This window comes from Acinetobacter sp. WU_MDCI_Abxe161 (assembly GCF_025514355.1).
In the GTDB taxonomy this organism is placed as follows: Bacteria; Pseudomonadota; Gammaproteobacteria; order Pseudomonadales; family Moraxellaceae; genus Acinetobacter; species Acinetobacter pittii_E.
This window is the reverse complement of the sequence record NZ_JAHPTU010000010.1, coordinates 40684-60187: the sequence shown is the minus strand read 5'-3', so window position 1 is coordinate 60187 and position 19504 is coordinate 40684. Positions and strand designations below refer to the sequence as shown.

The 19504-nt window shown below is 39.8% G+C and carries 17 protein-coding genes; 9 read left to right on the top strand and 8 right to left on the bottom strand.

What is annotated here, in order from left to right; genetic code table 11:
• Positions 1 to 92 precede the first annotated feature (92 nt).
• Positions 93 to 1304, top strand: a complete 1212-nt coding sequence (locus tag KTI78_RS12385; RefSeq protein WP_262446248.1) for a class I SAM-dependent methyltransferase — start codon at positions 93 to 95, stop codon at positions 1302 to 1304.
• A 12-nt stretch (positions 1305 to 1316) separates the two neighbouring features.
• On the top strand, positions 1317 to 1736 hold the full coding sequence (locus KTI78_RS12380) for a GNAT family N-acetyltransferase (RefSeq protein WP_262446247.1): 420 nt from the start codon (positions 1317 to 1319) through the stop codon (positions 1734 to 1736).
• A 29-nt stretch (positions 1737 to 1765) separates the two neighbouring features.
• On the opposite strand, the gene KTI78_RS12375 is transcribed toward KTI78_RS12380, so the two are convergent.
• The 5 genes from KTI78_RS12375 to KTI78_RS12355 all read right to left on the bottom strand — a co-directional run bounded on the left by KTI78_RS12375 (position 1766) and on the right by KTI78_RS12355 (position 7601).
• Positions 1766 to 2626 (bottom strand): patatin family protein, encoded by an 861-nt coding sequence (locus tag KTI78_RS12375; protein WP_262446246.1) that lies wholly within the window; start codon positions 2624 to 2626, stop codon positions 1766 to 1768.
• Positions 2627 to 2641: 15 nt separating this feature from the next.
• Entirely contained in the window at positions 2642 to 2899 is a 258-nt protein-coding gene (locus KTI78_RS12370) for a hypothetical protein (protein WP_001280981.1), read from the bottom strand.
• 162 nt (positions 2900 to 3061) lie between these two features.
• On the bottom strand, positions 3062 to 5197 hold the full coding sequence (locus tag KTI78_RS12365) for a 3-hydroxyacyl-CoA dehydrogenase NAD-binding domain-containing protein (RefSeq protein ID WP_262446245.1): 2136 nt from the start codon (positions 5195 to 5197) through the stop codon (positions 3062 to 3064).
• Positions 5198 to 5215: 18 nt separating this feature from the next.
• Positions 5216 to 6421, bottom strand: coding sequence for an acetyl-CoA C-acetyltransferase (locus tag KTI78_RS12360; RefSeq protein ID WP_239967355.1), 1206 nt, complete (start codon positions 6419 to 6421; stop codon positions 5216 to 5218).
• Between the two features lie 169 nt (positions 6422 to 6590).
• Positions 6591 to 7601, bottom strand: a complete 1011-nt coding sequence (locus tag KTI78_RS12355) for an AraC family transcriptional regulator (RefSeq protein ID WP_002116561.1) — start codon at positions 7599 to 7601, stop codon at positions 6591 to 6593.
• A gap of 210 nt (positions 7602 to 7811) precedes the next feature.
• On the opposite strand from KTI78_RS12355, the gene KTI78_RS12350 reads away from it, so the two are divergent.
• The 6 genes from KTI78_RS12350 (at position 7812) to KTI78_RS12325 (ending at position 15623) form a co-directional block, all read left to right on the top strand.
• Entirely contained in the window at positions 7812 to 8930 is a 1119-nt protein-coding gene (locus KTI78_RS12350; protein WP_262446244.1) for a CaiB/BaiF CoA transferase family protein, read from the top strand.
• A gap of 155 nt (positions 8931 to 9085) precedes the next feature.
• Entirely contained in the window at positions 9086 to 10318 is a 1233-nt protein-coding gene (locus tag KTI78_RS12345) for a carbohydrate porin (protein WP_262446293.1), read from the top strand.
• Positions 10319 to 10495: 177 nt separating this feature from the next.
• On the top strand, positions 10496 to 12901 hold the full coding sequence (locus KTI78_RS12340; protein ID WP_016143100.1) for a glucose/quinate/shikimate family membrane-bound PQQ-dependent dehydrogenase: 2406 nt from the start codon (positions 10496 to 10498) through the stop codon (positions 12899 to 12901).
• Positions 12902 to 13066: 165 nt separating this feature from the next.
• Positions 13067 to 14710, top strand: coding sequence for a nitrite/sulfite reductase (locus KTI78_RS12335; RefSeq protein WP_262446243.1), 1644 nt, complete (start codon positions 13067 to 13069; stop codon positions 14708 to 14710).
• On the top strand, positions 14703 to 15188 hold the full coding sequence (locus KTI78_RS12330; RefSeq protein ID WP_224992750.1) for a DUF934 domain-containing protein: 486 nt from the start codon (positions 14703 to 14705) through the stop codon (positions 15186 to 15188). The genes KTI78_RS12335 and KTI78_RS12330 overlap by 8 nt, the downstream gene beginning before the upstream one ends.
• Positions 15189 to 15269: 81 nt before the next feature.
• On the top strand, positions 15270 to 15623 hold the full coding sequence (locus KTI78_RS12325) for a DMT family transporter (RefSeq protein ID WP_224992752.1): 354 nt from the start codon (positions 15270 to 15272) through the stop codon (positions 15621 to 15623).
• Positions 15624 to 15674: 51 nt separating this feature from the next.
• Here KTI78_RS12325 and KTI78_RS12320 read toward each other — a convergent pair whose 3' ends face one another.
• The 3 genes from KTI78_RS12320 to KTI78_RS12310 all read right to left on the bottom strand — a co-directional run bounded on the left by KTI78_RS12320 (position 15675) and on the right by KTI78_RS12310 (position 18048).
• Positions 15675 to 16118: a VOC family protein gene (locus KTI78_RS12320; protein WP_224992754.1), complete on the bottom strand. Its 444-nt coding sequence runs from the start codon at positions 16116 to 16118 to the stop codon at positions 15675 to 15677.
• A gap of 130 nt (positions 16119 to 16248) precedes the next feature.
• Entirely contained in the window at positions 16249 to 17424 is a 1176-nt protein-coding gene (locus tag KTI78_RS12315) for a thiolase family protein (RefSeq protein ID WP_016143105.1), read from the bottom strand.
• Positions 17425 to 17532: 108 nt separating this feature from the next.
• A complete protein-coding gene (locus tag KTI78_RS12310; protein WP_262446240.1) occupies positions 17533 to 18048 on the bottom strand; it encodes a GspH/FimT family pseudopilin in 516 nt (171 codons plus the stop codon).
• A 379-nt stretch (positions 18049 to 18427) separates the two neighbouring features.
• Between KTI78_RS12310 and omp38 the strand changes: the two genes are divergently transcribed.
• Positions 18428 to 19471 (top strand): outer membrane protein Omp38, encoded by a 1044-nt coding sequence (gene omp38 / locus KTI78_RS12305; protein ID WP_014207589.1) that lies wholly within the window; start codon positions 18428 to 18430, stop codon positions 19469 to 19471.
• Positions 19472 to 19504 lie beyond the last annotated feature (33 nt).

The following is a 19504-nucleotide window of genomic DNA, read 5'->3' as shown; positions in this document are numbered from 1 at the left end:
AGAAATACAAAACAGTCGTAAAGTTATTTTATTTTTAATCCTAGACCCTTTAAACTTCTATTTTATATGAGTCTTCATTTTCAGGTATATCCGTGTCGGTTTTCTCCTTTGAGCAAGAACAGCAATTCTTTCATGAAATCAAGCAAATGCTTGATCAACAAGCTTTTGAGCGTTTGATCTTGAGCCAATATAAGGGAGAGTTGGCGCAGCTGGAAAAAATTACTTTCCGTGTTGTAGAGCTACATGGACAAAAACAGCTTTCAGCTTTATATCACTATACCACCCAAGATGTGACTAAAAACTATTCATTTGAAGAAGGCTTACAACAGATTGAGCAATTAATCACTCAGTGTAAGCAAGCAAACTTATTTTCTACTACTCAAGAAATTCAACTTAAAAAAAATAAGAAAAAAGCCCTATTGAATATGGGTAAAAAGCAGGCGGTAAATGCGACACAAACGGTTCAGTCACATGACCGTGAAAAGCAGAGCTATGTACAGCAGGGGAATGCATTTTTAAAAGAGCTGGGTATTACTGATGAAAAAGCTCAAGTCATTCCAAGCATGGCTCGTAAATGGAAACAGATTAATAAATTTATCGAAATTTTTGCGAGTGCTTATGAACAGATTGATGCATCTCAACAAGAGTTACGCATTGTCGATTTTGGTTCGGGGAAAGGTTATTTAACTTTTGCTTTGTATGATTATCTGCAACAACAACAGAAAATACCACTCATTACGGGGGTAGAGCTACGTCGTAATTTGGTGGAGTTTTGCCAAAATGTTGCAGACAAAGTGCATTTTAACCACTTAGACTTTTTTGAAGGTGATGTACGCAGTTATCAACCGGAAAAGCTAGACGTCATGATTGCTTTACACGCTTGTGATATTGCGACTGACTTCGCCATTCACACGGGAATTCGTTTAAACGCTTCGATGATTATGTGTGCGCCATGTTGTCACAAAGAGTTGCGCCCACAATTACATAGCCCAGAAGTTTTACAGCCAATGCTACAGTTTGGTATTCATGCTGGGCAACAAGCCGAGATGCTAACCGACACTTTACGTGCGTTACTTTTAAAAGCGTATGGCTATGAAACCAAAGTTTTTGAGTTTGTATCGCTTGAACATACCAGTAAAAACAAAATGATTTTGGCAACAAAGCGTAAAAATGTTTCACAACCTGATGCCAAGATTATGGCTCAAATCCAAGCATTGAAAGAAATGTATGGTATTAAGAAACACACACTAGAATTGCTGTTACAAGATCAGTTACCAATCGAAAATATTGGCTGCAAGTGCTAGGACGGTGAGCGGATGTATAAAATTATAGAGAGTGATTGGGAACAACTTGAAAAAGATGCGAAATACATCCGTGAGCAAGTCTTTATTCAAGAACAGGGAATCGCACCTGAAGATGAATGGGACGACTTGGATGCCATAGTTTTGCATTTTATTGTCTATGACAAAGAACAGCCTATCGCTACTGCACGTCTATTACCGCAGCATAGCGTAGGGCGTGTTGCTGTTTTAATGCCTTATCGAAAGCAAGGTATAGGTAAAATTTTAATGCAGCATATTATTGAATATGCGCGTCATCATAAATTGCCTTACTTAAAGCTTTCGGCGCAAACCTATGTGACCGCTTTTTACGAAGCTTTAGGCTTTAAAGTACAAGGCGAGGTTTATCAGGACTGTGGCATTCCACATATTGATATGGTTTTAGAATTAAATTGAGACTTCTTTTTAGAAATCTCAATTTTAATTTATTTCATTGCATTCCAGCTTTCGATAGCTTGTAGGCCAGTCTCTAAACCAACTTCATAACTGTAGCGAAGCTTTTTCGGATTGGTCGTTAAACGGCCAGCCATATTTTTAAGTCGCGGTGGACACACCTCTAAAATTTGTTGGTCTGGATTTTCACCACGAACAAAATCTACTGAAGCGTTATAACGAGCACAGCGGCTACGCAAACTATTTGCAAAACCATAATGATGTTTAAAAGCGTATTTTGCGAGGAATTGATCACCTCGACTACTTGCCTTGAAGTAGTTTTTCGGGCGGGTGCGTAAAACTAACAGTTTTTTGACGCCACTTTGCTGAGCCGTCCATCGAACGGGTAAGGCATCTGCAACACCACCATCAAAATATGGTTCACCCATAATATCAACAGGATGACGGGTTAAAACTGGAATTGAGCTAGAAGCACGAAGTGCATTGAGTAAATTATCTTTACCTGCACGAAGATATTCCGCATGACCCGTTTTGGCATGGGTCAATACCATATAAAAATCTGGATTTTTGGCAAAAAGACTTTGTTGATCAAGTGGGTGCTCTTGCTCACCAATTTCCCACATCCATTTTAAATCAAGTAAATCGCCGCCTTTAAAAAAGCGTTTGTAATCAATGAATTCTGGACGGAGTGAATGATCAATATAAAAGGTTAGCGTGCGGCCTTGCTGGCCTGCTAAGTAGTTGGCGACATTGGTTGAACCAGATGATACACCAACATATAAATCGAAAGGGTTGAACTGTTGTTGTAAAAACGCGTCAAGTACACCACTGGTAAAGGCACCGCGCATGCCTCCACCTTCTACAACCAGTGCATTACGGGAAAAATCTGTCATTTGAAAAATATCTAATTACTGAGTTGATTGCTTGTGTTCTTGCATATCCATTTCAGGCATATTGTCACTATGTTGAGCGTGTTGCTCAGTAGAGTGTTCAGCCTTTTGCTGCATTTGCTCTTGTTGAGCTTTACGCTGTGCACCTGGCATATAGTCAGGTTCATTACTCATCGCTAAATAGAAAAAACCAAGGAAAATCGCACTTAAGACACCAACGATCAGAACAAATTTCCAGCCTAAAATTGCTGACTCGGAAGAATTTTTATCGGACATAAGGATTTCTCGAATGTGCTGTAGAAGCACAAAAATGAAGTCTATTTATAGCATATTTAGGTGGGGGCTGAAATCTTAAAGGTTATAAAGAAAACCCATATAAATAAAATATATTTATATGGGTAAGGTTTATGCAGTTTTTGAATATTCAGTACGTCTAAGTTATTGAATATTTTGTTTCTGCTCAGCTTTAGCTTTTAGTAATGCAGGTGGGGTAAAACGTTCACCATATTTTGCAGCCAATTCTTCGGCACGTTTTTGTGCTTTATCAGTACCATACTGATTTAGGAATTGAATTGCTCCTCCCGTCCAAGGTGCATAACCAATTCCAAAAATAGAACCGACATTGGCATCAATTACAGACTCTAATACACCTTCTTCATAACAACGTAAGGTATCTAGTGCTTGTACAAAAAGAATGCGATCAATCATATCTTGTTCAGAAATATCATGATCTTTTTTCCAACGGTTTAAGCCTTCCCAAAGTTGCTTTTTGCCATTTTCAGGATAGTCATAGAAACCAGCACCAGCAGCTTTACCTTTACGGTTTAACTCATGAATCATGGTGTGAACCACTTCATCTACAGAAGTTTTAGGTAAATCTTTTCCTTCAGCTTGTAGAGCTTTGCGTGCTTCACTGGCAACATGCTCTGTTAATGTTAAAGATACTTCATCTTGAATAGCGAGAGGTCCAACTGGCATACCAGCTTTCAGTGCAGCCATTTCAATGCGCGCTGGGTGGACACCTTCGGCAAGCAAGCGCATGCCTTCTTGAATAAAAGTACCAAACACACGACTTGTAAAGAAACCTCGGCTGTCATTAACAACAATTGGTGTTTTTCCAATTTGTTGTACAAAGTCGTAGGCTTTGGCAAGAGTTTCACTTGAGGTATTTTTGCCTTTAATAATCTCGACCAACTGCATTTTGTCGACAGGGCTAAAAAAGTGTAGGCCGATAAACGCTTTATCATCCTTACTTGCTTGAGCTAAACCCGTAATTGGTAGGGTTGATGTGTTGGAAGCCATTACGCCGTTTGCAGCTAAGTATTGTTCAGCTTCTTGAGTAACTTTCGCTTTGAGCTCTTGGTTTTCAAATACCGCTTCAATAATTAAATCACAGCCTTGTAGATCTGCTGCTGAAGCTGTAGCCGTAATGAGCGATAAAATCTGATCACGTTTTTCTGCGGTCATGCGGCCTTGTGAAACACGTTTATCTAGCAATTTCTGAGAATATGCTTTGCCTTTCTCTGCATTTTCAATAGATACATCTTTAAGTACAACAGGAATGCCTTTAATAGCTGTTGAATAAGCAATACCGGCACCCATCATGCCTGCACCCAATATACCCACTTTAGTGGCTTGCCATTTTGCAACGTCGGCAGGGCGGCTTGCACCAGATTTAATTGCATTTAAACCATGCCAGAAAGTGCCGATCATATTTTTAGAGACTTGGCCTGTTGCTAGTTGAGTAAAGTAGCGAGACTCGATGCGTAAGGCGGTATCGACATCAACTTGAGCACCTTCAACTGCGGCAGCTATAATCGCTTCAGGAGCAGGGTAGCAGCCTTTGGTTTTGTCTTTTAACATGGCTGGTGCAATGGCAAGAACTTGTGCAACTGCTGGAGTTTTTGGATCACCACCTGGGATTTTATAACCCTTCACATCAAAAGGCTGTTGAGATTTTGGATTGGCTTTGATCCAAGCAATTGCTTTATCTAAAAGCTCTTGTTCATTTTCAACTGTATCATGGATTAAACCTAAAGATTTTGCTTTATCAACACCGAACTGTTTGCCTTCCATTAAGAAAGGAAATGCATTTTGAAGCCCAAGCAGACGTACCATACGCACAATACCACCGCCCCCAGGTAACAAACCTAAGGTAACTTCGGGTAGGCCAAATTTACTTTTCGGGTCATTGATTGCAATACTGTGATGGCAACTTAATGCGATTTCCCAACCACCCCCAAGTGCTGTGCCATTTAATGCTGCAACGACTGGAATACCAAGCGTTTCAATTGTACGTAAATGACCTTTTAGCTTTTCAACCATATTGAAAAAGTCAGTCGCATGTTCAGGCTGAACTTGAATCAGCTCATCTAGGTCACCGCCTGCAAAGAAAGTTTTTTTAGCTGAACGGAAAATAACACCTGAAAGTTCTGTTTCTGCTTTAAGTTTCTGAGTCGCTTCATCGAGCGAGTTACGGAACTCTGCATTCATGGTGTTTGCAGATTGACCAGTTGAATCAAGCGTTAAAATGACAATATTGTCGGCATTTTTTTCGTATTGAATTGCACTCATCTTTTATATCCCTAATTTTTATACGCGTTCAATAATGGTGGCAATACCCATTCCACCGCCCACACAGAGCGTTGCTAAACCGCGCTTTTTATCTTGTCGTTCAAGCTCATCAAGTAGTGTGCCTAAAATCATGGCACCTGTTGCTCCTAATGGATGGCCTAAAGCAATCGCGCCACCATTTACGTTGACTTTTTCAACAGGAACGTTGAGCTCATTAATAAAACGCATAACAACTGCCGCAAATGCTTCGTTGACTTCAAATAGGTCAATATCATCAATTGTTAGGCCAGCTTTTTCTAAAGCTTTACGTGCGGCAGGAGCAGGGCCTGTTAGCATGATAGTTGGGTCAGTACCAACCAGTGCAGTGGCCAAAACTTTAGCGCGCGGTTTTAAATTTTGTTCTTTTACTGCTTTTTCTGAGGCTAGTAAAACAAGAGCTGCTCCATCAACAATGCCTGATGAGTTACCTGCGTGATGAACATGATTGATTTTTTGTGCTTCTGGATATTTTTGTAAAGCAACTGCATCAAAACCCATTTGTCCCATCATTTCAAAACTTGGGTTGAGCTTCGTTAGACCTTCGAGTGTGGTGTTGCCTTTAATAAATTCATCTTTATCTAAAATAACCACGCCGGCGTGATCTTTTACTGGCACAACTGAGTGATTGAAATAACCATTTGATTGAGCCGCCGCCGCTTTTTGTTGTGACTTCACAGCAAAATTATCGACATCTTCACGGCTATAGCCATCTAACGTTGCAATGAGGTCGGCGCCGATGCCTTGTGGAACAAATGATGACTTAAGGTTTGTTTCTGGGTCTAAAGCCCACGGACCGCCATCAGAACCCATTGGAATGCGTGACATTGATTCAACGCCACCAGCAACCACTAAATCTTCCCAACCAGAGCGGACTTTCATTGCTGCCATGTTGACTGCTTCTAAACCTGATGCACAAAAACGATTGATTTGCACCCCAGCAACATCATCGTTCCAACCTGCTGCAATCGCTGCTGTTTTAGCAATATCACCACCCTGGTCGCCAATTGGTGTAACACAGCCTAAAACAATGTCGTCAACTTTAGATGTATCAAGTTGATGGCGCTGCTGTAATTCATTTAATAAGGTGGTCAGTAATGTGATTGGTTTTACTTCATAAAGAGAGCCATCTTTTTTTCCTTTTCCGCGTGGGGTGCGAATGGCATCAATAATATAAGCCTCGCTCATAGCAGTTCCTTTTTTATTACTTAAACTTTGTTGTGTTTTGAGTGTACTGGTTTTAATAGCGAGTGCAATGACGATAAGCGCACCCATCAGGTGATGATTTTTGCCAATAGAAATACAAAAAAGCCCAAGTTGAACTTGGGCTAAATGTAAAGCTAAATAGATTTAAGTATTAATGGTAACCGTGTAGCTGGCGATATAGGCCAGGGGTTACACCCGTCCACTTTTTAAATGCGCGGTGGAACGTACTGGTTTCACTAAAACCAACTTGTTGAGCAACGTCTTCAAGTGTTAATTCAGGGTTGAGTAATAAATGAATTGCAGCATCTCGACGTAAGGCGTCTTTTACGCCTTGATAGCTTTTACCTTCGGCAGCCAAGCGACGACGTAAGGTTTGAGGAGATAGATACAACATTGATGCAACGTCATTAAGCGTTGGCATTTCTTCACCAATCTGGCTTTTGAGTACTTCACGAATACGAGAAGTTAGCGAGTTGGTATTTTTGAATTTTACTAAAAGCTGAGCAGGTGCTGCTTTTAAGAACTCTTCTAGCGTTTTTTCGTCTTGGCGGATTGGCAAATCAAGATAATCAGCTGCAAAGGTAATTTCCGTACGCGGTGCATCAAACTGCATGACTGGTGCAAAAAATAATGCATCATATTCATCTGCATGTGCAGGACGTGGATAGCTAAAATGAACACGTTCTAATGGTAAACGGCGTTCAATCAACCATGAGGCTAGACCGTGCCAAATCATGAGCATACTTTCAGTAATGAAATGATCTGGATCTAAAGTTTTTGGAATAAGAGGAACGAGACGTGCTTCGTGTTTGTCTCGTTCTAGTGTTACCGACCATTCATCACCAAATAATTTATAAAATTGAGATGATAGTTCAAGGGCTTGTCCTAATGTTTTTGCGTGAATAATCAACTGACACATAATGGCAAAAGTGCCCAGACGACGTGGTTGTACGTCAAATCCAACGTGTTCATCCTGTGTGACCATCCACAACATTTTTATAAAACGAGTGTATTGTTCTGGTGAGATTCGAGCTTTAGGTTGACGTAATAATTCTGCTTCAATACCCACATGTGAAAGGAGCATTTCAACATCCATGCCAAGGCGTTTTACGCCTGTCAAAGCCGCATTCACGAAGTGGATGCTAATCGTATCGCGACTCATATTGAATCCTTCAGTCTCTTTGATGTTCACTTTAAATTGACCTAAATGACCGTCTAAAAAAATAAATTGGCGATTTACAACAGAGTAAAAGCACTTTTTACATGTTAAATTGCCGAAATGATCAAGGTAAATGGCTGAACATGACATTGTTTTACTATATTTGCTTAACTAATATAAAAGAAAATTCGAATAATAGTGGTTAAAAATACGATGACGACAGCATTAAATGGACTTAAAGTTCTCGATTTCTCGACGCTCTTACCAGGACCTTTTGCAACAATGTATCTGGCTGATATGGGAGCCGAAGTCATCCATATCGAATCTCCATCACGTCCTGATTTAATCCGAATCATGCCACCATATGCAAATGGTCAAGCAACGGCACATAGTTATCTAAACCGAAATAAACAGTCGATTGTTCTCGATTTAAAGGATAAGACGAGTACTGATCTAATTAAAGCCAAAATTTCTGAGTTTGATATTGTCATAGAGCAGTTCCGACCAGATGTCATGCGCCGTCTCGGATTAGACTACGCGACACTTGCCGAAATTAACCCGCGTCTCATTTATTGTTCAATTACAGGATACGGACAAACAGGAAGCTATAAAGACAGAGCTGGGCATGACATAAACTATTTAGCTTTAGCTGGTATTGCTGGATATAGTGGCCGACAAGACAGCGGTCCGCCTCCGCTCGGTATACAAGTTGCAGATATTGCGGGTGGTTCACTTCATGCGGTCATTGCGATCTTGGCTGCGGTCGTCGAACGCGGACGTAGTGGAATGGGGCAATATATTGATATTTCTATGACTGACTGTGTTGCTAGCCTCAATAGTATGGCCGCATCCGCTACACTTGCGGCACAAGTTGAACAGGTTCCTGAGCATGGCATGCTCAATGGTGGCATTTTCTATGACTATTATATGACTCAAGATGGGCGTTATCTTTCAATAGGTAGTCTTGAGCCACAGTTTATGTCTGGTTTGTCAGTAGCTCTTGATTTACCTTTATTATTACAAAAAGGTGCTTCTTTGGATGTAGAAGACAGACAGGAAGTTAAACAAGCAATTCAAGAGAAAATTAAAAGCAAAACATTTAAAGAATGGCATGAAATTTTCGCAAATCTTGATGTATGTGTAGAACCTGTTTTAAGCCTATCTGAGTCCCTAAACTCGCCTTTAGCACAAGAACGTGGATGGATTGTGGATGTACCTTTGCAAAATAATGCGACGGATACAGAATCACAATTGGCTTGTCCAATTAAGTTTTCAAGATCGAAAATGAGATATTCCTTTATTGGTCAAAAACTTGGTGAAGGACGCTGGTAAAGAGCCAAGGCCGTTTCTTATACAATGTGTATTAAAATTATTATTAGATTAATCAATCGATTAACATTTTGAATAATTTCTTTACATAAAATTAGCGTACCCTTTATAAACAAAGACATAAAAGGTATGTAAACATGAAAACACATAAATCCTTGATGGCTTCTTGTTTATCCGTTTTATCAATTACTCTTTTTATACAGCATGCACAAGCTGCTGCTGCATTCGACCCAAATAGTCCTTGGATGTTGGGTGATTGGAACGGTCAACGCACTGCGTTACAAGCACAAGGTTATGATTTTTCTTTTGGATATACCGGCGAATATGCCGGTATTTTAGATTCAAAAAATACATCTACGCATGGTAGTGCTTATACGGGGCAACTGGCATTAGGAACTCATTTTGACCTAAATAAAATTTTAGGTTGGCAAGATACTGAAGCTCAAATCACGTTGACTTATCGTGATGGGCAGTCGCTTTCTGAACATTCACCAGCTTTAGCAGGGCACTTAAGCTCAGTACAAGAAGTGTGGGGGCGTGAGCAAACTTGGCGTTTAACTGATTTGTGGATTAAGAAAAAATTCATGGATCAAAAATTAGATGTTAAAGTCGGTCGTTTTGGTGAAGGTGAAGACTTTAATAGTTTTGATTGTGATTTCCAGAACTTGGCGCTTTGTGGTTCGCAAGTCGGTAACTGGGTGGGCGATCAGTGGTATAACTGGCCAGTTAGCCAATGGGCAATGCGTGTTAAATATAACTTGCAACCTGACTTATATACCCAAGTTGGTGTATATGAATACAACCCGGAAAATCTGGAGCGAGGCAAAGGTTTTAACTTAAGTACTGATGGTTCTCACGGTGCAATTATTCCTGCCGAAGTGGTTTGGTCACCTAAATTAGGTGCTCAAAGTATGGCGGGTGAATACCGTTTAGGTTATTACTACAGCACTGCTGACGCCAAAGAAATTGCAGATGAAACCAAAAACTCTCATAAACAAGGTGTATGGGTAACTGCAAAACAAAAATTATTCCAGCCTGCTGATCAAACAGATCGCGGTTTAACAGGTTTTGTAAACCTGACTTTCCACGACTCTGACACCAACAAAATTGATAATATGCAAAATGTAGGCTTAGTCTATAAAGGTTTGCTTAATCAACGTCCTCAAGATGAGTTGGCGCTCGGTGTGGCTCGTATCCATATCAATGATGATTGGAACGATGTTCAAACTAAAGAATATGACACCGAATACAATACCGAGCTTTACTACGGTATTCATGCGACGAACTGGCTAACTATTCGTCCAAATGTGCAATATGTTCGTCATGTTGGTGCATTAAAAAATGGTGATAACACTTGGATAGGCGGCATTAAATTCTCAACCGCATTCTAAGCGTAATTACTCCGAAAAAACGGATTGTCGAGGGCTAACTCATTGATTGAAGTATCCTGACCTTCCGTTTTTTTCTTTATGCCTGAATTTTGTTTTAGATGTATGGGTAATGTCGATTTTTAATTAGAAACTCGGCATATCTTTCCTATAAAAATGATGATTGATAAGAGGTGGTTTATGAATCAACCTACTTCAAGATCAGGTTTAACGACTTTTACCGTAATTATTATTGGGTTATTAGCGTTATTCCTGTTAATTGGAGGTATTTGGCTCGCTACATTAGGCGGTTCAATTTACTACATTATAGCTGGAGTCTTGCTCCTCATTGTTGCATGGCAACTCTACAAGCGTGCTTCTACTGCTTTGTGGGTTTATGCTGCATTAATGCTAGGAACTATTATCTGGAGTGTCTGGGAAGTTGGAACAGACTTTTGGGCGCTTGCACCACGTTTAGATATTTTAGGTATTCTTGGTTTATGGTTATTGGTTCCGGCTGTAACTCGTGGAATCAACAACCTTGGATCAAGTAAAGTTGCTTTATCTTCAACTTTAGCAATTGCAATCGTGTTGATGGTTTATTCAATCTTCAATGATCCGCAAGAAATTAATGGTGAAATTAAAACTCCTCAGCCTGAAACTGCTCAAGCCGTTCCGGGCGTTGCAGAGAGCGACTGGCCTGCTTATGGTCGTACTCAAGCTGGTGAACGTTATTCTCCATTGAAACAGATCAACGATCAAAACGTAAAAGACTTGAAAGTTGCTTGGACTTTACGTACTGGCGATCTCAAAACGGGTAATGACTCAGGCGAAACGACCAATCAGGTTACACCGATTAAAATCGGTAATAACATGTTTATCTGTACGGCTCACCAGCAATTAATTGCGATTGATCCTGCGACAGGTAAAGAAAAATGGCGCTTTGATCCGAAGCTTAAAACGGATAAATCGTTCCAGCATTTAACTTGTCGTGGTGTGATGTACTACGATGCAAACAATACAACTGAGTTTGCAAAGAGTCTCCAAAGCAAGAAATCTAGCTCTACACAATGTCCGCGTAAGGTATTTGTACCAGTGAATGATGGCCGTCTAGTGGCTGTGAATGCTGACACTGGTAAAGCATGTACTGACTTTGGTCAAAATGGTGAAGTGAACTTGCAAGAGTTTATGCCATATGCTTATCCAGGCGGTTACAACCCGACATCTCCTGGTATCGTAACTGGTTCAACAGTTGTTATTGCTGGTTCGGTAACCGATAACTACTCAAATAAAGAACCATCTGGTGTAATTCGTGGCTACGACGTTAACACTGGTAAACTTCTTTGGGTATTTGATACTGGCGCAGCAGATCCAAATGCAATGCCGGGCGAAGGTACGAATTTTGTTCATAACTCACCAAATGCGTGGGCACCTTTAGCATACGATGCGAAACTTGATATCGTTTATGTACCAACAGGTGTAGGTACACCAGACATCTGGGGCGGTGACCGTACTGAGCTGAAAGAGCGTTATGCAAACTCAATGTTAGCGATTAATGCTTCTACTGGTAAATTAGTGTGGAACTTCCAGACAACCCATCATGATTTATGGGATATGGACGTACCATCACAACCATCTTTAGCTGATATTAAAAATAAAGCTGGCCAAACTGTTCCTGCAATCTATGTATTGACAAAAACAGGTAATGCCTTTGTTCTTGATCGCCGTAATGGTCAACCAATTGTTCCTGTGACTGAAAAACCAGTACCCCAAACAGTTAAACGTGGACCACAAACTAAAGGTGAGTTCTACTCAAAAACTCAGCCATTCTCTGACTTGAACTTGGCACCACAAGACAAATTGACAGATAAAGATATGTGGGGTGCCACTATGCTTGATCAGCTCATGTGTCGTGTATCTTTCAAACGTCTAAATTACGATGGTATTTATACTCCACCATCTGAAAACGGTACTTTAGTTTTCCCTGGTAACTTAGGTGTATTTGAATGGGGTGGTATGTCAGTTAACCCTGACCGTCAAGTTGCTGTAATGAACCCGATTGGTTTGCCATTCGTAAGCCGTTTAATTCCTGCTGATCCAAATCGTGAGCAAACTGCAAAAGGTGCGGGAACTGAACAGGGCGTACAACCGATGTACGGCGTACCTTATGGTGTAGAAATTAGCGCATTCCTATCTCCGCTTGGTTTACCTTGTAAACAACCAGCTTGGGGTTATGTAGCTGGTGTTGATTTAAAAACTCATGAAGTGGTATGGAAAAAACGTATTGGTACAATTCGTGACAGCTTACCGAACTTGTTCCAGTTACCAGCTGTGAAAATTGGTGTGCCTGGTTTAGGCGGTTCAATTTCTACTGCCGGTAATGTCATGTTTGTTGGTGCAACTCAAGATAACTACATACGTGCGTTTAACGTCACTAACGGTAAGAAACTTTGGGAAGCACGTTTACCAGCTGGTGGACAAGCAACACCAATGACTTATGAAATCAATGGTAAGCAATATGTTGTAATCATGGCTGGTGGTCATGGTTCATTTGGTACGAAAATGGGCGACTATTTAGTGGCTTATGCCTTACCAGATAACAAATAAAAAGCTTTTATAGAAAGGGCCCGGATTTATCCGGGCTTTTTTATGTCGATTTGTATTAAAGCTTATCAATAAAACCGTTATTAAATATGCAAAAAAAGCATTTTATTGATGAATAAAAGCTCGCTATGCTATCCGCCTTAATAATGAATCTACTAGCCATACGCCATGTATTTATATACCGATTTCGACCAGCAGCTGGTTAATGAACGAGTTGCTCAGTTCCGTGATCAAACAGAACGCTATTTAGCTGGCAAACTTTCTGAAGACGAATATCGTCCATTACGTTTGCAAAATGGTTTATATGTGCAACGTTATGCGCCTATGCTGCGTATTGCTGTGCCGTATGGCTTAATGAATTCTAAACAATTACGTAAAGTCGCTGAAGTTTCAACTGCTTATGACCGTGGTTACGCACACGTATCTACACGTCAAAACATTCAGTTGAACTGGCCTGCACTTGAAGATGTGCCAGACATTTTGGCGGAACTTGCAACTGTACAAATGCATGCTATTCAAACCAGTGGTAACTGTATTCGTAATACGACAACTGACCAATATGCTGGTGTGGTTGCTGGTGAAATTGCAGATCCACGTCCAACATGTGAATTGATTCGTCAGTGGAGTACATTCCACCCTGAATTTGCATTCTTACCACGTAAGTTCAAAATTGCTGTTTCTGCACTTGAAGAAAAAGATCGTGCGGCGACTGCATTCCACGATATTGGTGTTTATATCGTACGTAATGAAGCGGGCGAGATTGGCTATAAAATTATGGCTGGTGGTGGTTTAGGCCGTACCCCAATCATTGGTAGCGTCATTCGTGAGTTTTTACCACGTGAAGATTTAATTGCTTACTTAGAAGCGGTTTTACGTGTTTATAACTTGCATGGCCGTCGTGATAACAAATATAAAGCGCGTATCAAAATTCTAGTTAAAGCATTAACGCCTGAAGTGTTTGCACAGAAAGTTGAAGCTGAATTCGAACATACACGTGAAGCATTGAAAATTCAGCCAGAAATCTTGAAAAAACTGGATGAAGAATTCACACCGTTTGATTATCAAGATTTAGAGGATGAAGACTTCACAGCTTTATTTGCTGAGCATCCAAAATTCAAACAGTGGTTCAACATCAACACGCATGCGCATAAAGTGAAGGGCTATCGTATTGTTACGATTTCTCTAAAACGTGCAGGTATCGCACCGGGTGATATGACCACTGAAGAAATGAATTTTATTGCAGATCTTGCTGATAAATACACTTTCGGTGAACTTCGTACTACTCACGAACAAAACATTGCTTTGGCTGACGTACCTCAAAAAGATTTGTTTGATGTATGGCGAGCGCTTGAGCAACAAAATATGGCTCGTGCACATATTGGTTTTATTACCGATATTATTAGTTGTCCAGGCGGTGATTTCTGTTCACTTGCAAATGCGAAATCAATTCCAATTGCTGAAGCAATTACACGCCGTTTCGATGACTTAGACAAAGTTTATGATCTTGGTCATTTAGATCTCAATATTTCGGGTTGTATGAATGCTTGTGGTCACCACCACGTAGGTAACATCGGTATTTTAGGTGTAGATAAAAAAGGTGCTGAATTCTACCAAATTACATTAGGTGGTAATTCAGACCATGATGCATCAATCGGTGACATCTTAGGGCCATCATTTGCAGCAGATGCCGTGCCTGATGTCATCGAAGAAGTATTGAATACTTACCTTGATCTACGTACTGAAGGTGAGCGTTTTGTTGATACATATCGCCGTGTAGGAATTCAACCATTTAAGGAGCGCGCATATGCTTAATACAGCTCTACCAGTGCTTTATAAAGATGGCACGATTGCAGATAATACTTATCAAATCATTGCTGAAGATGGTGTTGTTCCACAAGGTGATGTTGTTGTAACAACAGCTCAACTCGATCAATTGGCAAACATTCAAGGTAAAAAAGCTTTGTATGTAACTGTGAATGATTCACCTGAAGAACATATATTTCCATTAAATGAACTTGATGCAATCTTTATTGAGTTTGCAGGTTTTGGTGATGGGCGTGGTTATTCATTTGCTGCACTATTACGTCGCCAAGGTTTCCAAGGTGAATTACGTGCAACAGGTGATGTATTTAAGGATGTCTTAAACTACTTAAAACGTTCAGGTTTTGACAGTTTTGTGATTAAAGAAGGTAAAGATGTGCAAGAAGCAGCAGCTGGTTTGCAAGACTTTACTCGTCCATATCAAGCTTCAACCGCCGTACCGCAAGCAAGTTATCAAACTGGTGCTTAAATAGCTTTAAAATATAAAGGCTGAACTCTGGTTCAGCTTTTTTTATAAATAATTTTTATATGACTCAACTGAAGAACAATAATGTTAGGTTTAATTTCAAAAATAAATCCCGGTGCTTGGTGGCTACTCTTTGCTATTGCGACAGATGTACTCTCAACATTTTATTCTGCTAAGGGGAATGGATTAGTTAATAAAACAGCTCAGGGCATTGCTCTGGTTTTGTATATTATTTCTTTTGCATGTGCTGCTATTGCTTTGAAGTACATGCAAGCTGGAATCTTATATGTGCTTTGGTCTGGAATAGGTGTATTAGCGACGGCTTTTTTAGCAAAGATTTTTCTTGATCAGAATATTGATATTGCAGGGTGGGTAGGAATCGGCTTCATTACGGTTGGTTTAATGATTATTGCACAATATTCCAATATCGATGTTTAAAGCCCTTATAGAAATAATAGGCATTTCTATAAGGGCTAAATATTTAAAATATTAACTATCAAGTTGGCAGTTAACCATCCACTTTATACCGAATTGGTCGGTAAAAGCACCGTATAGTGCACCCCAGAATGTTTTTTCTAGAGGCATTTCAATTTGACCATTAACAGATAAGGCATCAAAAAGCTGTTTTGCTTTTTCTTGCTCGTCCTTTTCGAGATTAATTGCGATGTAGTGATTATTTCCTTGGGTAAAAACACTGTTAGGCGCACAGAACTGATCATTTGTATCTGATGCCATAAGTACAGTGTATTCATTAATCGGTAGAGAAACATGAAGAACCAGATTTTTATCGGCTTCCGATAAAGTTACTCCTTCAGGCGCGGGCATATCACCATAACGGCTTAACATACCGAATTCACCACCAAATACTGATTTATAAAAATTAAAGGCTTGCTCTGCTTGACCTTGGAAATTGAGATAGTGATTGAGTTGCATTGTTATTGTCCATTGTTGTTTTCGTTTAAAGGAATAAGTTAAAACTTAAAAGTGATTTTGTGGGTCATTTTTTGTAGTTTTTTCATAAAAAAATCCCGCCGAAGCGGGATTTTAAAATAATGAATTTGGATTAAATGAGTTCAATTGCAACTGCTGTTGCCTCACCACCACCAATACAGAGGGCAGCAATACCTTTTTTACCACCAGTACGTTTTAGTGCATGAATAAGGGTAAGAATAATACGAGAACCCGTAGAACCTACTGGATGACCTAGGGCACAAGCACCACCATTGATATTCACTTTTTCTGCATCAAGTTTGAAGTCATCGATTGGACACATGGTAACCATAGCAAAAGCTTCGTTAATTTCCCAAAGGTCAACGTCCTGAGCATTCCACCCCGCTTTTTTAAGCACTTTTTCGATAGCACCCACAGGAGCGATCGTAAATTCTGAAGGATGCTGTGAGTTTGAAGCTGTCGCGATAATTTTTGCAAGCGGTTGTAAACCACGTTGTGTAGCAACATCACTTGAAGTTAATACTAATGCAGACGCACCATCCGAAATAGAACTCGCATTTGCCGCGGTAATTGTACCGTCTTTTGCAAAAGCTGGTTTGAGTGACGGAATTTTGTCAATCTTTGCATTTAAAGGTTGTTCATCCTGATCAACAACGACATCACCTTTGCGACTAGGTACGGTAACTGGAACGATTTCATCTTTGAAATAGCCTTCAGTAATTGCTGTTTGCGCACGCTTCAAAGAGCGAATCGCAAAGTCATCCATTTGTTCACGTGTATAGCCACGAGTATTTGCCATATCTTGAGCAAAAGAACCCATTAAACGCCCAGTTTCAGCATCTTCAAGCCCATCAAAGAACATATGGTCTTTAATTTCACCATGACCCATGCGGTAGCCAGCTCGTGCTTTTGGTAAAACATAAGGTGCATTTGTCATAGACTCCATACCGCCAGCAACAACTACTTCAGCACTACCTGCTTTAATCATATCAGCAGCTTGCATGACTGCCTTCATACCAGAGCCACAAAGTTTATTAATTGTCACAGCACCCGTAGAGTCTGGTAAGCCAGCTTTACGCATGGCTTGACGAGCAGGGCCTTGTTTTAAGCCAGCAGGAAGAACACACCCCATAATGACTTCTTCGACATCAGTAGGTTGTAAACCTGCTCGTGCGATTGCTTCTTTAATCGTTACAGCCCCTAACTCAGGCGCTGTAAGTCCTGATAATGATCCTTGAAAACCACCCATGGCAGTACGAGCACCATTTACAATTACGATGTCAGTCATTGTTGTAATCTCCGATTGTTCTTAATCTCGAAATAAGAAATATTTAAAACTTAGGCAGTATATTGCAAAAATTAAAGAGAGATATCTTCTGCATTAGACTGTAGAGTTCTAACAATTTTTTAGGTCTTCTAAACGAGTGTGCCCCATTTTGCTGAGAACTAATTTAAAGTTTTTAAGCTGGTTATAAGAACAATAAGTAAAAGTGCCGTTAGATTCTCGTGGAAGGCCAGTATCGCCTTGAAATACAATACTATTTAATTTTTTTCCAAACTTTTGAAATTTTAAAGAACCGTAGTGGTGAGCAAGTTCAATATTGCTCAAAATCTCTTCATTGCTTTCTCTCAGTAGGTTATGATTTGTGTCTACAAAGCTAATAAGACTTGCATCCCAATTACTATTACATATAGACAAATCAACACTTGGACAAAGTACGACGCTCTTATGTCGTAGAATTGCGTCGTATTTGGCTTTTTGTATATGAATTGTGAGTAATCGAGAAACATTTTTTAATTCTACAGAAGCCATAAATTGATGGTATAAAGGTAGAGCTATAATGACCATAATCATAAGAATTGCGAGTGTTATAGCGAGTTCAAATAGCGTAAAACCGGGAGATTTAAACATTAAAATTCCTTAATATATGGATAAATATTTTGATTTTATGCTTTCTATCAATGATTTATAATGATTTTTATAGTGAGGAAACACAAAATTAAATAAAGGTTATCAGGATGCTAGAATACTGGTAAAATCACCGTAAGCGAAAGAAAGAAGTTGTTCATATTTACTAGTTGAGTGAAAAATTACCGAATTACAACGGAAATTGTAAGTAATTTTGTCAATAATTTACTTGATTAAAATTATCAAGCACTTGGAAAGTCTATCAAGTGTTTGTATGATTCAAATGTGAATAGCTTAAAAATAATACTGGGGTAAAAATATCTCAGGGGCCAATAAATTTAGGCTGAGCTTGAACAACAATTGTTATCTCTGGAGGATATCCATGAAATTGAGTCGTATTGCACTTGCTATGCTTGTCGCTGCTCCATTAGCTGCTGCTAATGCGGGCGTAACTGTTACTCCTTTATTAGTAGGTTATACTTGGCAGGATAGTGACCACAACAACGATAAATTAACAAGTCATGCTGAATTACAAGATGATTTATTCGTTGGTGCTGCACTAGGTGTTGAATTAACTCCTTGGTTAGGTTTCGAAGCTGAATATAACCAAGTTAAAGGTGATCTTGAAGGTACTGGCGTAGCTGGTTCTGAATACAAGCAAAAAACTATTGCTGGTAACTTCTACGCAACTTCTGATTTGATTACTAAGAACTACGACAGCAAATTCAAGCCGTATGTATTATTAGGTGCAGGTCAAACTAAAACTGAGTTTGATGGTATCTATGAAGACAAGAAAGATACTATCGGTAATGCCGGTGTAGGTGCTTTCTATCGTTTGAATGATGCATTATCACTTCGTACAGAAGCTCGTGGTACTTATGATTTTGACGAAAAATACTGGCGTTACACAGCTCTTGCTGGTTTAAACGTAGTTCTTGGTGGTCACTTGAAGCCTGCTGCTCCTGTAGTAGAAGTTGCTCCAGTTGAACCAACTCCAGTTGCTCCACAACCACAAGAGTTAACTGAAGATCTTAACATGGAACTTCGTGTGTTCTTTGATACTAACAAATCAAACATCAAAGACCAATACAAGCCAGAAATCGCTAAAGTTGCTGAGAAGTTAACTGAATACCCTAACGCTACTGCACGTATCGAAGGTCACACAGATAACACTGGTCCACGTAAGTTGAACGAACGTTTATCTTTAGCTCGTGCTAACTCTGTTAAATCAGCTCTTGTAAACGAATACAACGTTGATGCATCTCGTTTGTCTACTCAAGGTTTCGCTTGGGATCAACCGATTGCTGACAACAAAACTAAAGAAGGTCGTGCTATGAACCGTCGTGTATTCGCGACAATCACTGGTAGCCGTACTGTAGTTGTTCAACCTGGTCAAGAAGCGGCAGCTCCTGCAGCAGCTCAATAATTTGAGTTCTTGAACAGTAAAAAAGCGACTCGT

Coding starts and splice junctions, on each gene's coding strand:
- KTI78_RS12380 (WP_262446247.1), top strand. CDS start 1,317: ATGTATAAAATTATAGAGAGTGATTGGGAACAACTTGAAAAAGATGCG.
- KTI78_RS12375 (WP_262446246.1), bottom strand. CDS start 2,626: ATGACAGATTTTTCCCGTAATGCACTGGTTGTAGAAGGTGGAGGCATG.
- KTI78_RS12370 (WP_001280981.1), bottom strand. CDS start 2,899: ATGTCCGATAAAAATTCTTCCGAGTCAGCAATTTTAGGCTGGAAATTT.
- KTI78_RS12365 (WP_262446245.1), bottom strand. CDS start 5,197: ATGAGTGCAATTCAATACGAAAAAAATGCCGACAATATTGTCATTTTA.
- KTI78_RS12360 (WP_239967355.1), bottom strand. CDS start 6,421: ATGAGCGAGGCTTATATTATTGATGCCATTCGCACCCCACGCGGAAAA.
- KTI78_RS12355 (WP_002116561.1), bottom strand. CDS start 7,601: ATGAGTCGCGATACGATTAGCATCCACTTCGTGAATGCGGCTTTGACA.
- KTI78_RS12350 (WP_262446244.1), top strand. CDS start 7,812: ATGACGACAGCATTAAATGGACTTAAAGTTCTCGATTTCTCGACGCTC.
- KTI78_RS12345 (WP_262446293.1), top strand. CDS start 9,086: ATGGCTTCTTGTTTATCCGTTTTATCAATTACTCTTTTTATACAGCAT.
- KTI78_RS12340 (WP_016143100.1), top strand. CDS start 10,496: ATGAATCAACCTACTTCAAGATCAGGTTTAACGACTTTTACCGTAATT.
- KTI78_RS12335 (WP_262446243.1), top strand. CDS start 13,067: ATGTATTTATATACCGATTTCGACCAGCAGCTGGTTAATGAACGAGTT.
- KTI78_RS12330 (WP_224992750.1), top strand. CDS start 14,703: ATGCTTAATACAGCTCTACCAGTGCTTTATAAAGATGGCACGATTGCA.
- KTI78_RS12325 (WP_224992752.1), top strand. CDS start 15,270: ATGTTAGGTTTAATTTCAAAAATAAATCCCGGTGCTTGGTGGCTACTC.
- KTI78_RS12320 (WP_224992754.1), bottom strand. CDS start 16,118: ATGCAACTCAATCACTATCTCAATTTCCAAGGTCAAGCAGAGCAAGCC.
- KTI78_RS12315 (WP_016143105.1), bottom strand. CDS start 17,424: ATGACTGACATCGTAATTGTAAATGGTGCTCGTACTGCCATGGGTGGT.
- KTI78_RS12310 (WP_262446240.1), bottom strand. CDS start 18,048: ATGTTTAAATCTCCCGGTTTTACGCTATTTGAACTCGCTATAACACTC.
- omp38 (WP_014207589.1), top strand. CDS start 18,428: ATGAAATTGAGTCGTATTGCACTTGCTATGCTTGTCGCTGCTCCATTA.